Source organism: Roseivirga sp. AWQ4_251, from assembly GCF_056158225.1.
The window spans coordinates 391,850-407,698 of sequence record NZ_JBSWSW010000002.1; the positions used below are offsets into that span (position 1 = coordinate 391,850).

Consider the following 15,849-nt stretch of genomic DNA (forward strand, 5'->3'; position numbering starts at 1 on the left):
CGTCAGCAAATGCTGGCGGCTTGTCTTACTCAATCACTATAAGGGCCCAAATTGCTAAAGGTTAGCTTATAATCTTCCTACGGCTCTCCACATTTTCAATTCTTCGGAGAACCTGTCTTTAATCACTTCACAGTTTTCATCGATTCGCATGGTTGCTCTGTCGTTGAGTGTGTACTCAGGCCAGTTGGGCACTCCCTTGGCTGCAGGTTTACCTGTTTTGGCAAAGGTGGCCCAGAGCTCAGCCATTTTTCTTGAGGCTTCGAATCTCTCAGGTCTGCTTCCTCCAAAGCCCATTCTTGGTTGTTCCCCTTCCTTAGGCGGAACCTCATTGTTGAACTTAAAGCTGATGTCCATGGCATGTGGGGTACCCATGGCGTAGTCTGTACCCGGAATCTTCATGTCGGACTTATAACCGAAGTTATAGAGGTAAACAGGGGCGCCCTCTTCTTTCGCCTTTTTCTCAGCAATTTCTATGGAGCCTAATCCCATCATTACAATGGAATTAACTGCCACCAGAATATCCGGTGCAGAAGCATTTGGTCTGGCTTTTCTGTAAGTATCAATAATGGTCTGCGCATCTGATCCAAACTGAGGTTCCAGCTTTGCCTTCAACCCATCAAAATCTATTTTAAATGATTCTGTATCTCGTCTTTCCCAGGCAAAGAAGGTGAACTCATCTTCGTTCCAGCCTACCATGAGCGGTTTGTTCTTTGAGAACTCAGGCGGGGTAGGATCAAAGGGATCTTTTGGCAGCACCAGGCCATCTACTACGGGGCCAAAACCACCTGCTTTGGGCTCAGTAATTCTTCCGGCTCTTTTGGCAATAAAAGGAGGTACAAACGGCATGTTAGACTGAATAGCATGGAGTTCCATAGGAGGAACTTCCAGCAACTTCTTCCAATTGTTTTTGGAGATATTCAGCTTTTGAAGCACCATTTCGGTGGTAGCTGCGGCCATTTCCAAAGTACTCATTCTTACCCCCGGCCCACTTTCTATGGACGCCTTATTGAAATAAGGTGCGGCCTCCGGCATAGCATACAGGCAGGAAGTTTTAGCTCCACCACCCGACTCACCGAAGATCATCACGTTGTTGGGGTCGCCACCAAATTCAGCAATATTTTCATTCACCCACTTCAGTCCGGCTGCAATGTCCAGCATGCCCATATTGCCCGATTCGGCATATTCTTCACCGGCCAGTTCGCCAAGGTACATGAAGCCCAATAGGCCAAGCCGGTGATTGGTTTCTACTACCACCACATCGAAATTTCTGGCCAGGTTGCTACCATCCTGTCCGCCAGCCGCTCCGGAGCCAATCACAAAACCACCTCCGTGACTGTAGAACATCACTGGTCGCTTCTTATTATCATTGGCTGGTGTCCACACATTGAGGAAGAGGCAATCTTCTGCCGGGGCAGGCTCACCTCTTCTTGGTGGTTGAATAGATGGTGGTCCAAACTCAAGTGCATCCCTTACCCCTGTCCATGGTTGCAGAGGGGCAGGTCTTTTAAATCTTTGGTTTCCTGAAATCTTTCCGGCATAAGGAACCCCCTTAAAAAGGTTTACACCCTCAATTCTGGCTCCTTTTACTGTACCATACACCGTCTTTGCTTCCACAAAATCTGCGGTGCTGAATAATTTTGAGATGGAGCTGAAAGGCAGGGCAAGTGCACCCGAAGTGAGTGCCATCTGATATAAAAATTCTCTTCTGTTAGAGTTCATGCGTCTTAAAAATGGTCAACCTGAAATCAATTAAGGCAATTCAAATGCTTTAACAGTGATGAGCTTTGCTGACTCAGGTCTGACTTTATTTGATGTAAATGATATCGTTCGATAGTTCAAATTCATAGGTTCCTGAACCAAGCTCGAATTGAGCCACCTGAACATTATTTCTAGTGGTTTTACCAATGAATTCAACTCCTTCTGCACTGGAGAAATCGTTCACCTTGTTACTCACAGGAAGAAACAGTGTAGCGCTGGTATTGGCCGGAACCGTGGTCCTGTACAGGGTAATATCTCCCTGGTTGTTTTGTTCCCAGGCACTTTTCACAACTTCGTAATTCGACTCGTAGCTTCCTTCTAAAGCGGTAAACTTTCCTCCCGCCTGAGGCTGCAATACAAAATGCTTGTATCCCGCTTCTCCATTGGCATGGTCACTGGCTATTCCCAGTTGATACTCATACATCCATTGCCCCACAGCGCCTAAAGCAAAGTGGTTGAAAGAGTTCATGAAGTTCTGATTGTTCACTTGAAAGGCAGCTTCATAACCGTTCCATCTTTCCCAGATAGAGGTGGCACCCATGGTGACAGGGTAAAGCCAGGAAGTATAATCTGTGCTGGAGAACAGTTTGTAAGCATCTTCAACATTTCCGGCCTTGCTGAGGGCAGGCAGAATGTTGGGGGTACCCGAGAAACCTGTGGTGATGGTGTATGGGAGGAAATCTTCTGGTTTGGCCGGGCTTCCGCCAAAGCTGAATCCGGTTGATTCGGGATACTTAACTCTACTGCCATCCAGGTGAGTATTGCTTTTGGATGGGTTGGCCGTAAGTTCTGCCAGGTAAGCTTCTGCTTTGGCTTTATTGGCATCGCTGAACGCATTGAAGTTCAGCGGTGTGGCATAGGAGGTTTGCGAGTGTATGATGGTACCGTTGGCGTCTCTCGTTCTGCCGGTTTCCGGATCCACATACACCTGGTTCCATTCTGCTTTTGCCTTGGCATGGCGATCTCTTAAGGTAGCGGCATAGTCATCTCTGCCAACGGCTTCGGCCATTACAGCGGTCACTTCCATCATATAAATGTAAATGGCATTGTTGGCTAACTGAGATGGTGTCCGGCTGTCCATAGCCAGCCAGTCGGCTAATCCGGTCGTTTTCGAGGAAAGGTAGGTGTATTCATTACTGAAGTCATAGTGATCCATTCCATTCAGCCAGGCCATCATGGTTTCCATATTTTCTTCAATGATCTGCGTGTCGCCATATTGGTTATAGAGCTGCCAGGGCACCTGACAAACAGCAGCGGCCCAGGTGGTACCGTCTGCAAACTGTGTTTCATCGGCCATGTTGAAGGTAGGCACAGTGCTGCCAATTCCACCGGCTACATCGGTTTCGCTACCCACTCCCTGATCGTCTCTGAGTGCCACCATCCATTGTCTGAAGAAGTTTCGGACATCTGAATTATAGGTGGCGGTTCTGGTGTATGCCTGGGCATCGCCTGTCCAGCCCATGCGCTCATTTCTCTGAGGGCAGTCGGTAGGGATAGTGAAGAAATTCCCCAACTGGCTGCGCTGAATATTGCTGAACAGCTGATTGACCAGCTGACCCGTTGTGCCATCTGAAGTAGTGGCATGATAAGTTCCGGCCTGTAGTTTATCGGATGAAAGCACAATGCCTTTCACATTTTCCAAAGGCAGACTTCCCTGATGTCCGGGAATGGTGATTTCTATGAACTGATAGCCCCTGAAAGTGGTGCTGGGTTGAATAGTCACTGCCTCGCTGTTTTTAGCGGTATAGAAGTCGGTAGACATGGCAGCCCGGTAAGTTTCGGTCAAAATTCGGCCGGCAATGTCTTTTCCATTGCTTCCATATAAGGCCACATATTCTGGCTTGTCGCCAGCCAGTCCGGGATATACCTGTTCGCCATATCGGATAATGACTTCATCACCTTCACTCAACCAACCGGCCGGGATGCTGATGGAGGGCACGCCCACCATATTCACGCCCATGTCATAGGTGTAAGTGGTTTCATCTTCACTATGAATTGGCATCAATTGCTGAGCCCTTAAGGTTTCAGCCACTCTTACGGGCTGGTCATAACGGGCCATCAGGTCGAAGTCTATCCAATCTCTGGGTTTCACTACTTCTGCGGCCAGCCATTGGCTGTCATCATAGGCCGTAGTAGCCCAGCCATTCACGTTTCCGTCTACTGAAATAGCCGCTTCCTTTTGAGCATTGTATCGTTCGCCCTGGAAGAAACTTCCGTTTTCAATCGGTCCGTTTTTGTAAACTTTCCAGGTGGAAGGGTCGGTAACCACCGTCTGTCGGCTGCCATCGCTGTAGGTAATGACCAGCTTGGATAATAGTGCTTCGGTGTCTCCGAAGAAGTTGAGGTTAGCAGGTGTAAAGGTCATGTAGCCTGTATACCAACCCGGATTGAGAATAGCGCCCATGGCGTTTTCGCCACTTCGCACCATGTGGGTAACGTCATAGGCCAGGTAGCCTAAGGTTTCTCTGAATTGAGTGTCTCCTGGCCCGAACCAGTCTTCACCTACCTTCTCACCATTGATGAACATTTCATTCGAGCCCATTGAGGTGACATAGAGTTTGGCCTTTTTGATCTTCTTGCCTGAAGTGGTTTCGAACTCACTTCTCACCATGGTTAATGAACCGTGACTTGGATCGGCATAGGCAACAGAAAGTGTATTGGAGTTGTTAGCGACAGTAATGGTGCTTCCATTTACTGAAACGCCTTCCAGGTCATCGAAAATGGAGTAACCATCCCCGGTATTCGCGTCAAAAGCTACATTGTTGTTCGGATTGCTTCGGCCCTCATAAGTTATCTGGTAGTTAGTGAATTCTACCTCACTACCCGGTTCGCTTCCAAAACCAATTGAGTTCAGGTTAGGAAAGGTGCCATAGTTATTTCCGCCACCGGCAGAGTTGAGCGTGTGGAAAGCCAGGCGGTCGCGGTATTCACCTTCAGATCCGGTAAAGAAACCTGAACCACCTCTTCCGGCCGATGCAGCCACTGTACGGAGTGTTTCCCCGTCAATTTCTATCATGATGTTACTGGCCTCTACATAAATGGCCAGCTCGTGAACATTGTTCTTATTTCGTGGAGTGATGATCTGGTTAATGTTTGTCTCAGGGAAGGTTTTTGAAGAGATTGATTTGAAAGGAACATCGGCTTTATCTTCTTTGGAGTGGCCCACCCGATAGAAATTCAAAATGGCACCCTGCGCTTTTCCTACTCCGGACAAATCCAGCTCAACCCGGACGTAGTTTTCTCCGCCTACTCTTTCGTTGTTCAGAAAGCTATTGTTATAGCGGAAGTCATTCGCGCCAAAAACCAGCGATGCTTTGTCTCCTTTTTTAATCTGGAAATTGGTTTTGATTTCGAAAAGGATGGCAGAAGCAGCATCAAGAATCAGATCATTGCTTCCCACGAATTGGGCTCCATTCCAGGCACTTAGTTCAGGGTTCATGAGACCTGTTTCGAAGTAAGATTTCTCCTTGAATGTTTTGTCATTGGCATCCCAGACCGTTAGTTCCCAGCTATAGGCCGATTCGGCTTTGAGCGCCTGCCCGTCATAAACAATTCCCTGAGAAAGGCCGCTGTCCACTTTTTTGCTGTCCCAGACCACCATATTGGTCTCAGAGTTTTTCACCACAATCTGATAGGCATTCTGTTTTTGTCCTTTGGTGTCGGACTCCATTTGCCAGCCGAATATTGGATGCTGATCTTCAATGGCCAGCGGCTCTACATTGTACTGTACCCTTAGATGGGTGATTTCAGTGGAAGTGCTGGTACAGGAGACTACAAAAAGTAGAACGATAAGGCCGGTAAAGGCACTTTTGAAGGTTGATAGATTCATGGGTGATGAGTTCTGTGAATATTCAAAACAGCAAAAAAATACGGATTAACTGTTCTGAACTGGTGTGAACCTCAATTGAATAATGGCATTCAAAATTATCAATCTACATTCCATCGAATGCATAAAAATGAAAAACCACCCGCTTCTTACGGGTGGTTTTTTGTACTGCGAGTTCTTTAGAAAAGGTTAACTAAAAAAAGCATTAATGAGATCTTTTTGACTCATAGCAACATAACTTGTTAAATGAGCTAAAAGATTGAGCATATAGGCTGGCATATGGGTTTCAGTAATAATATAATTTGGAAACATACTGTGCACTGGATTCTCCCCTTCTTTATTCAATTCCTTAGCATTTTCGGCCATATACTTCTTTACATCTTCATTTTCTCTTACTGAAGAATCTAGCTTATCAAAAAAGCCATTGTATGGGCCATAATGAACAAGCAATAAATCAACTTTGCGAGCGCTGATACCAAACCAGTCGTTTTGCAATACCGACATTTGCTTCTGCTCAAATACAGAGACCCCATTGTAGTTGTCGCAATTACTCCAAATAGTTTTCAGAAAGTCTTCAAAACCATCTGATTCAAAAATCTGGTTTTTCATAAAGTACCTCAATTCAGTATCCAATTGCTTATCATCTAAGTCTGAATATTTATGATAGCCATCACTTAAGTTTCTGTCTTTAGCTTTTTTACCACTTTGGTATGGTGTATAGCCGAAATAAGTTGGAATCCATGTATCTACAATCACATTCATAAAACCAACCTCTGAGTTGTTTGTATCTCGGCTTACGCTTCGTAGAGCGTTCACAAAAACCAAAGCTTTATCAATGTCATCATAAGCAAGTGCATTCAACAGGCCATTATCTTCAATAGCTCCACCATCAGCAAATTTGGTTAAGGAACTGTTTGGCTTTGCTTGCTGTGGCGACCAATAATTGTATGAAGGATCCATACCACCCAACTTAGGTAAGGCTGTAGCAAAGAAGGCGCTACTATTTGCTGTAATATCGGTTAATGAAAAAAGATCGTCTTGCGGAACGGTCACCCCTACCTGACTACCATCCTTCACAGGATTCAAACTATTGAAGGCATAACTTGACACAAGGCCACCACCTACTGGTTGTCGGGCATCTCCAGTTGACTTATCGGGCACCCCAATATTACTGGCAAAAATTCCTGTACCAATGGCAGTAGACTGAACCGAAGCCAGCATATTACCCGATTTTTCTGATCCTTCTTCACCAGTAGTGGTAGGATCTATAAACATCGAAGTATTACAGAGATGATACGGACGCTTCAAATGTTTGTCATCTTGCTGAGCATACATAAAACAAGGAATATTAGCCAGTTCAGGATTATCCTTGATCACTGTCTGTCTGTGATTTTCATCATAAGCAAACCAGTTCGTAGCAATGTGATAATTAGGCTTATCCGTACCGATAATCAACTTGTTAGCCGATCCCAAACCAAAAGGTTGAAGGATGTACTTGGCAATTAAATAATTCCAAACCTTGTAGTCAGGAAATTCCTTGTCCATCAAAAGAACAGCTGCCTCCTCGGCCATCGATTCCCATTTGATGCCCTCTGCGGCCACAGCTTTTCCCATGTAGTTGGTGCCAATCGCACTGAGGTCATTTTGTTCGCCATTACTGCCATCCATTCTCAATTGTGAAGGATCTGACACGTAAGTTCCAAGCAACTCATCATCTGTAATATGTTGAGGTAGATAAGTAAAAAGAACAGTAGCCCAACTTCCTCCTGAAACAGTTGAAATGGTTCTAGCTTTATCCAGAACGCCCATTTCTTTTAGCGCTCTCAATTGCCCCAAAGTTGACATCATTGAAACGGAACCACCACCAGAAATACAGATTGCCACATTGCCGGGGGTTTCTCCTGGATCGACAAAGTCAGAGATCTTTCGCGGTGTTTGTGTAGGCATTAAATTGCCTTTGATCGAAAGGTTTACAGTGTTTTGATTATTAGAGTCCATTATTAAAAAATTTAGTGATCATTGTGAAATTCATGAAAAAACATTGAAATCAATCAATGATTACCCTGCATAATTCAGCCAAACCTGTGTAAATACCTGCCAAATCACGTATTTCTACGCAGGCCGAAAACCATTAAATTCTTATGAGAAGAGGGAAATTACACTTGAGCTTTGATCCAAGCCTTGGGAGTCATTCCAGTCGACTTTTTGAAGAACTCATTGAAAACAGACTTAGAGTTGAAGCCACTTTCATAGGCTATTCCAAGAATAGTGAGGTGCTTATTTTCGGGGAGAAGCGCCATTCTTTTGAAGGTCTCCAAACGGAATCCGTTGATGTACTCATTGAACCCTCGCCCCAAACGTTTATTGATTAACCAAGACAGCTTATTGGGATGTAATTCCAGCTTTTCGGCAACCATGCTTAAACTGAGCTGAGGATTTAAGAACAGAGTTTCTTCGTCAATACAGTTTGTCAGCTCATCAATATACAAGTCGCATTCTTTCTCGCTGAGCATATCACTAGCATGCGTTTCTTGTTCAACAGCTTTAGGACTTACACCTTCGCCTATAAAATGATTTTTAAGGAAAATAAAATCTTTCTGAGCGTTTAAAGGCTTCAGCATAGGATCGTTCATAAAGTTGATAAACTGTCCAGCTCTTCGTTCTACAGATGATTTTAAATCAGCCAGAGCTTGGTTCAGATCACCTTGAATTACGAGACCATAAGTAGCCAATCGCTCCTCATTGCTCTGCCAAACGGATTCATTTTTATCGCCCTTCTGCAATCTCCAAAGTTGAAATAAATCATGTTGAAGCTTGTTTGGCAAACTCTGTACAAACGCCTGAAAGTTATCGTCTTGTTGAAGCTTCATCAGAGACAAAGCTTTTAATACTTGAGCCTTTTCGCGGTTTTCATCCAAAGAAAGACACTGATTCAAACTGAGTACAGCTTTGCTAAAATCTCCCTTCAAATAGAAACTTGTAGCCTTCACCAAATGATGATTCGGTGAATTCGGGCTCAAGACCAAAGCCTTTTCGATGCATTCCAACGCTACTTTGAAATTTCCTGTGGCGTTATAGAGCTCTGATTGAGCCTGCAAGGCATCGGCATAATTGGGGTTCAAACTCAAAGCCTTTTGGAAGAACTTTTCAGAAGTTTCAAACTCCCACTTTCCCAATAAATGGAAAATGCCTTTAGTGTAGTGATACTCCGGAATATAAGCATGCTCCTCTCCCAGTTTGCTCATAAAATGGTGCGCCATAAACAAACCTTTCAGCCTGTCCATCAAATTCCACGAAGCCATATACACAAAACACTGGCTGATGGCCAAATACGGCATTGGATAATTAGGGTCTTGCGAAATGCTTTCTTTGTACGCTTTTAACGCCTTTTGAAGACTTTCATGTGTCCATTGAAGCTGGAAATACCGCCCCTTCAAATAACTATTGTAGGCATCTAAATTAGAAGTTCGAGCCGTAATCAGTTCGTCTTCAATAATCATATGGCCGAAATCTTCACGAATTCGCTCGGCAATCAAATGACTGATTTCGTCTTGCAAATCGAAAATATCGACAACGTTTCTATCGAAACTCTGTGCCCAAATTTGGAATCCAGAATCGGCTTTAATCAGCTGCGTGGCAATACGAACCCGGTCTCCTGCCCGCCTGACGCTACCTTCCAAAACCGTTGAAACACTCAATTCTTTGCCTATTTGGCGAATATCGAGTTGAGTATTTCTATAACCAAAAGAAGAAGTTCGCGATGTCACCTTCAAACCATTAATCTTACTCAGAGCATTGATGATTTCTTCAGAAATACCATCCGCGAAATACTGGTTCTCGGGGTCGGAACTCGTATTGTTAAAAGGCAAAACCGCTATGGATTTCTGGTTGATCAACGTGGACATTACTTACACTAAAAAATTAAGGTTGCTATAAAAATAAACCTTCAATGGTATATCAATACTTATTATTTAATTTCATCATTCAATATACCACAAACCATGAAGGTAGACCAATTCAAACTTTTTCAGCAACAATTTGAGTACCTTAAAGAAGACATCGCAGACAAAACCAAGGCCTCGATGATTCTACTTTTTACAAGCAGGGCAAATTTAGAAAATCCTGACTGGTTTGGCCTACTTCAGGGTCAATATCCCAATTGCCCAATCATTTCATGTTCCACTTCTGGTGAAATATATGAAGCTGATGTTTTTGATGATTCGCTTAGTGCAGTGGCCATTGAATGGGAGAAAACACCATTTGAGATTCATTCCATCAACTTGAGTGAACATGAAAACAGCTTTTCTACAGGAGCTCATTTGGCTCAGAAATTTAAAACCGAAGACCTTAAACACATTTTGCTCTTCAGCGATGGTTGGCTGGTAAACGGTGCTGAACTGATTCAAGGGATGTACAGCAAACTTCCTTCAGAAACGAATATCACAGGCGGAATGGCCGCAGATGGCGCCAACTTCGCACAAACCTTAGTCGGTCTTGATCGCAATATTTCTGAAGGAAACGTTGTGGCAATTGGGCTTTATGGAGAAAATATCGAAGTGGGATTTGGTTCACACGAAGGCTGGAATGAATATGGAAACCCTTTAAAAATCACCAGATCCGAAGGAAGGGAGATTTTTGAACTCAACGGAAAAAGTGCTTTAAAGGAGTATAAAGCCTATTTAGGAAAAGATGCCGATGGACTTCCTGGTACAGCGCTTCTCTATCCATTGGCGGTTACCGAACCTGAAAGCGAAAACCATGTGGTACGGACGGTTTACAACATTGACGAACTTAATGGCAGCATTATTTTGGGTTCTGAAGTGAATGAAAAAGCTCAAGCTCAGTTTATGAAAGCTAAATTTGACAACATTCTTATCGGAGTCGAAAAAGCGGCTATCGAAGCTCGTCAAGATTTAAGCTCCGAGCCTCAGCTGGCTTTAATTGTAAGCTGCATTGGCCGAAAGCTTCTTTTCGATCAACAGATTGACGAAGAAATAGCGAGCACAAAAGCGCATTTGGGAAATGACACTTCTATTATCGGGTTTTACAGCTACGGAGAAATTTGCCCGATTCGCAAAGCCTTAGCCGAACTGCATCACCAAGCTTTAACCATTACTACTTTGGTAGAAAAGTAATCATTTCAAAATCTCAATGGATCTTAAAAACTCCACCGTTTCCAGCATAGTCTTCTGAAAGTTTTCGGTGTTTTTGTAATTGAAGAAGCCGTGCCCAACGCCTTCGTAAAGTTTCAGTTCACAGGTATTTCCAGCTCGTTTCATAGACACAGCAAAATACTGAGCCGTTTCCAGTGGGATTAAATGATCTTTTGTACCGATAAGAAATAGAGTTGGCGGCAAATCAGCACTAATATTATGTAGGGGCGAAAATTCTTTATAAGCTGCATCAATTCTTTCGAAACCATAACCAGCAGGACCATTGTCAATTACCGGATTGAAGAGCAGCATTGCATTAGGTTTGCAACTGATAGAAAGATCATCTGAAGCATCGTTAAAGCCATCAATCATGGCAGTAGCTGCAGCCAAATGGCCACCTGCAGAAGCGCCAGCCGCCACAATTTGATTGGGATCAATTGAGAACTGTTCTGCGTTCTTCCTTACAAATCGCATGGCAGATTTGGCATCTTTCAGCGATTCGAAGGGCGTAGTATGATGCTTCGTTTCTATTCGGTAATCTGCCAGAAAACAGACCATCCCCTGTTCTGCTAAATATTCGGCCTGATGTAAAAACTGAGAGCGATTTCCGGTTTGCCAACCTCCGCCAAAGAAGAAAACTACAGCTGGGTATGTTTCTGTGCTATCGAAATCTGCAGGTTTAAGAACTTCCAGGTAGAGCTTTGTGGTATCCGCCTGTTTGTATAGAACCAGATCATTCTGCGCAAAACTTACCGAGCCTGAAAGGATCAGGATAAGGAATGTTAGAAGCCTCAATCTTTTGTGCATTCGCCTTTATTGAGATACCGGATAAAATAGGCCTTGCTAAAACATAAGGCCTATTTTTCCGGCATGACATACTTTTTCAGTTAAGAACCTGCGTATATAATAGTGCCAATTCCGGCCACGAAAAGGATAAACATCAACGCTAAAAGCATATTGATTTTGCTCGAAGCTCCTTTGAATTCTTTCCAAACAAACACACCCCAAAGTGCAGCAATCAAAGTGGCTCCTTGGCCAAGTCCGTAAGAGATGGCAGCACCAGCTTTTCCGGCTGCAATCAAGTTGAGCGAGTTACCCACTCCCCAAATCAATCCACCTAAAACACCCACCATGTGAATGCTGAATTTCCCACTGAAATATGCTTTGTAATTGGTTGGCTCTCCGCTGATCGGTTTCTTCATCAGAATGGTGTTGAAAACGAAATTACTGGCCAGAATTCCAAGAGAGAAGATCACCACTGCGGTATAAGGCGTCATTTTGCCCACTTGAGGATTCACGAAGTTGTCCAAATCCATAGACACCGCGATAAACTTGTAGAAGAACGACATGAGCAAACCACCAACAATAGAAAGCATAATTCCCTTCTTAGTTACGGTTTGGCCTCCACCAGACATTTTTCTGTATGAAAACGCATTCACCAAAATGGCTATGGTGATCATTAGAACGCCTAAAAAGAGGAACATTGGATCACCTTTTTGCGCTCCGATGTAGTTGACGATTACACCAACCACCAAGGCCAAACCAATCCCGATCGGGAAGGCTACTGACATACCGGCAATGGCAATGGCTGCCGAAACCAAGATGTTGGCCAAATTGAAAATGATTCCTCCTAAGAAGGCACTGCCAATGTAAGACATGTCGGCTTGAGATAAATCTTCAAGGAAAGGTCTTCCTACATCGCCAAAGCTTCCCAAAGTGAAAGCTGAAATGAGCGAAAGCAGCACTATGCCTATGACATAGTCCCAGTAAAACAGTTCGTAGCGCCAGGTTTTACCGGCAAGCTTTTGAGTATTGGCCCACGATCCCCAGCAAAACATGGTGATGACGCAAAAAACAACGGCCAGCGAATAACTTTCTACAACAAACATTTCTGATAATATTTTGAATAAAAATTGATTTCTATTTGACTTTAAATGGCCCTGTGTAGTCAGGGTTTTCTTCCATCATTTTAGCCGAAACATCTTCTCTCCAAGCCTGCAACATATCTCTCAGCTCATCTACTTTTTCAGGCATTTCTTTAGAAAGATCATGCATTTCGCCAATGTCTTCTTTCAGGTTGAAAAGCTGAACGGTATTGTTTTCATAGTACTCCAGCAACTTGTAATCGCCAAAGCGAACAGCACCTCCAGGGCTTTGCATACCGTGATTACTGTAGTGTGGAAAATGCCAGAACAGCGGATGCATTTCTCCCTTGCCTTCACCTCTTAAAACTGATGCGAAACTGTGCCCATCTTTCGTTTGTTTTTGCTGAGCCGGAAGACCAAGCATATCCAAAATTGTTGGGTACAAATCTGGAGAAGTAACCGGCAGATTAACAGCTTCCTGATGCTTAATTTTGCCCGGCCATTTCACGATAAGCGGAACGCGAATTCCACCTTCATACAACCAACCTTTCGCGCCTCTTAATGGCAGATTCGAGGTTGAAAAAGCTTTATCCAGGTTTTTAGGATTAATCTGACGTTCAGGATCGTAGTAATTTCCAGCAGCCATTCCTCCGTTGTCGGAATAGAAAACCACCAAAGTGTTTTCAGCAATACCGAGTTCTTCGAGTTTCGCCATTACGCGACCAAGGCTTTCGTCCATGCTTTCTACCATGCTTGCAAACTGCACATTGTCCTGATGCTGTTTGATTTTCACCATGTTATTCGGCAATACACCATACCCTGAATATTCAGAATCACCGAGCAATTCCACCTTTTCCTCATAAGAGAAATCAGGTTGAACATCTGGATTTTCTTCTAAGATATAAGCTGGAGAATCGCTTTCCTTCTGGCTAGCCAGCTTCCCTTTGTACTTTTCTACCAAGTCTTCCCTTCCCTCAATCGGGTCGTGAACGGCAAAGTGAGAAAGGTACAGGAAGAAAGGTTTGTCCTTATTTTCTTCCATATATTGAAGAGCTCTGTCGGTCAATTTATCGGTCAAATATTCACCTTCTTTTCCTTCGAGACCTTCCAGTCTGAAAGGCGCATGATAAGTCAGCGGCCAGCCTTTGTTCCAATCAGGAACCTGCAAATCGAAGCCCTGAGAAGTTGGTCCATAAGGATCTTCACCCAAATGCCATTTCCCCATAATGGCCGTGCTGTAACCTTGATCTTTCAGCGCTTCGGCCAAAGTGTACTCTTCATCTGGCAATTGCTGATTAATTGGAACATTCAGCAGTTTCTGAAATGGAAAATCCTGACGACCAGGCAACCAGTCTGTTAAGTTCACAGAAGCCGGATATTTGCCCGTGAGAATACTGGCGCGGGTTGGTGAACAAACGTGCGCAGCGGCATAGGCATCGGTAAAACGAACTCCTTCTGCAGCCATTCTATCGATGTTTGGCGTTTCGTAGAACGAACTTCCATTCACTCCAATATCGCTCCAGCCCAAGTCATCTACCAGAAAGAACACCACATTGGGTGGCTGAACTTGTTCTTCTTTCTTATCACACTGCAAAACGAGCAGCGCCACTAGTAGTACCGAGCATTTCTTCAACAGACTTCTCTTCATTTCCTCGATCGTTCAGGTTAACAATTCAATTAAAATTTAATCTCGTATGGCTTGTCATCGTAGATGACCGCATACAGCACTTCAATCTGTGCGTAATCCACAGGATTCAGCGTTTTGATCACCACTTTGTGCTTACCGCGTGGCAATTGATATTTCCAGAAAGGAGTGAATCTTCTTTCGTTGGTAATGGTCGGGATTTTAGCTTTTTCAACAAGCTTTCCATCGATGTACATTTCGGTTTCGAAAACCATGTTCTTCTTCCCGTATTCCTTGATGTTTGGAGGGCCAGCTAAAGCGAAACCAATGCCTTCGAACTCGAATGAAATTTCAGATTTTGAAGTTTTAGGCACCACCTGACGAACAGGATAATGGCCTTCGAAAGCAACTTCCAGAGGAATTTGAACAGACTTCTGTACTTTGATTTCTACTTCATCACCAGCAGTACTTCCACCATTGCGCTCGATCATATCCATGGCATGACGGAAAGACATATCGTAAGCATCGAGCAAGGAGATTTTAGTACCCATAAAGTGCTTGTCTTCTATTTTTTCAATGCCTTGAGTCCAGAATTCCGGAATGCTATTGTAGCCTTGAATTGCGGCCAAAATTCCACCTGCAGTAGCTGGGTTACAGTCAGCATCATCACCACATCTGGTAGCGATTTCGAAGGTTCTGGTGTAGTCGCCATTTCCGTAAAGAAGGCCAACTAATACCCAAGCCGCATTGATTTTCGCATCGATATTGAAAGGTTTGAAAACCCCTGTTGGCGAACCAATATCGCCTGACCATTTTCTGCTGGTTTTGAACCAGGTTGCTTTCCAGTCGTCAGGATTTTCTTCGTGCCATCTAATAACATCGCTCATGCATTGAGCGAATTTACTTTCAGGAGGAAGCACTTTTAGTGACTCTTCCACAATCCATGGAATGTCTTCCAAGCCATCACTAATCAAAGCATGAGCGTACAAGCTGGCTACGAAAACACCACCATAATAGCCATCTCCATAGTTCATAATGTGCCCCACTTTGTCGCAAATATCCACAGCAGAATTCACCATTCCGGGAGACATTAAACCTGCAAAGTCTGCTTCAATTTGAAAGTCGATATCATCGGCACAAGGGTTGTTCAACCAGTGACCTGATTCAGGTGGAGTCAATCCATTCAGGATGTTGTAACGGGCAGTTTGGTTAGCAAACCAAAGTTTATAATCTGCATGAGCGAATGAGTTGGCAAAAGCCTGAGCTGGCGCATCAACTCCTTCATCTTCAATCACCTGCATAAAGCTTAGGTCCATGTAGATGTCATCGTAAGTACCAGGCAAATCGCGGTACATATTCGACATGGAAGAATCGTTCCATTCCAGTTTCTGGTAGTCTTGAATGTAGGTTGAATTGTATTTGAACTCAGCTGGCAAACCGAAGGTAACCCCAATGGTTTGGGCAGCCCATGCTCCTTTGATTTTATCTTGAAGCACCGCTTTGCTCATCTTTATTTTGTCTGGAACAGACGTTGCAGTGCTGGTTTCCTTTTCCTGTTTCTGGCTACCACAGCCCATCAAAATCAGGATGATTGCCAGAAGGTTTAGTTTTCTCATAGCTCGA

Annotated in this window: 9 protein-coding genes; 1 reads left to right on the forward strand and 8 read right to left on the reverse strand. The window is 44.0% G+C overall.

The features are described 5' to 3' along the window. Nucleotides 1-66 precede the first annotated feature (66 nt). From ACXACJ_RS15780 to ACXACJ_RS15795, 4 genes are all read right to left on the reverse strand, one after another. Nucleotides 67-1,719, reverse strand: coding sequence for a carboxylesterase/lipase family protein (locus tag ACXACJ_RS15780; protein ID WP_475135381.1), 1,653 nt, complete (start codon nt 1,717-1,719; stop codon nt 67-69). An 85-nt stretch (nt 1,720-1,804) separates the two neighbouring features. Continuing rightward, entirely contained in the window at nt 1,805-5,587 is a 3,783-nt protein-coding gene (locus ACXACJ_RS15785; RefSeq protein ID WP_475135382.1) for a family 78 glycoside hydrolase catalytic domain, read from the reverse strand. A 186-nt stretch (nt 5,588-5,773) separates the two neighbouring features. After that, nucleotides 5,774-7,582, reverse strand: a complete 1,809-nt coding sequence (locus tag ACXACJ_RS15790; RefSeq protein ID WP_475135383.1) for a hypothetical protein — start codon at nt 7,580-7,582, stop codon at nt 5,774-5,776. A gap of 158 nt (nt 7,583-7,740) precedes the next feature. Next, nucleotides 7,741-9,489, reverse strand: a complete 1,749-nt coding sequence (locus ACXACJ_RS15795) for a helix-turn-helix domain-containing protein (RefSeq protein ID WP_475135384.1) — start codon at nt 9,487-9,489, stop codon at nt 7,741-7,743. A 96-nt stretch (nt 9,490-9,585) separates the two neighbouring features. Here ACXACJ_RS15795 and ACXACJ_RS15800 point away from each other — a divergent pair, with 96 nt between their 5' ends. Next, entirely contained in the window at nt 9,586-10,719 is a 1,134-nt protein-coding gene (locus tag ACXACJ_RS15800) for an FIST signal transduction protein (protein WP_475135385.1), read from the forward strand. Here the strand turns inward: ACXACJ_RS15800 and ACXACJ_RS15805 are convergent, their stop codons facing one another. The 4 genes from ACXACJ_RS15805 to ACXACJ_RS15820 form a co-directional block, all read right to left on the reverse strand. Beyond that, entirely contained in the window at nt 10,720-11,544 is an 825-nt protein-coding gene (locus tag ACXACJ_RS15805; RefSeq protein WP_475135386.1) for an alpha/beta hydrolase, read from the reverse strand. It abuts the gene before it with no gap. Nucleotides 11,545-11,624: 80 nt separating this feature from the next. Beyond that, the gene (locus ACXACJ_RS15810; RefSeq protein ID WP_475135387.1) at nt 11,625-12,626 is read right to left on the reverse strand and encodes a GRP family sugar transporter; all 1,002 of its coding nucleotides are present in this window, start codon (nt 12,624-12,626) and stop codon (nt 11,625-11,627) included. Between the two features lie 31 nt (nt 12,627-12,657). Next, a complete protein-coding gene (locus tag ACXACJ_RS15815) occupies nt 12,658-14,250 on the reverse strand; it encodes a sulfatase (protein ID WP_475135388.1) in 1,593 nt (530 codons plus the stop codon). Between the two features lie 29 nt (nt 14,251-14,279). Then, the gene (locus ACXACJ_RS15820) at nt 14,280-15,842 is read right to left on the reverse strand and encodes an ADP-ribosylglycohydrolase family protein (protein ID WP_475135389.1); all 1,563 of its coding nucleotides are present in this window, start codon (nt 15,840-15,842) and stop codon (nt 14,280-14,282) included. Nucleotides 15,843-15,849 lie beyond the last annotated feature (7 nt).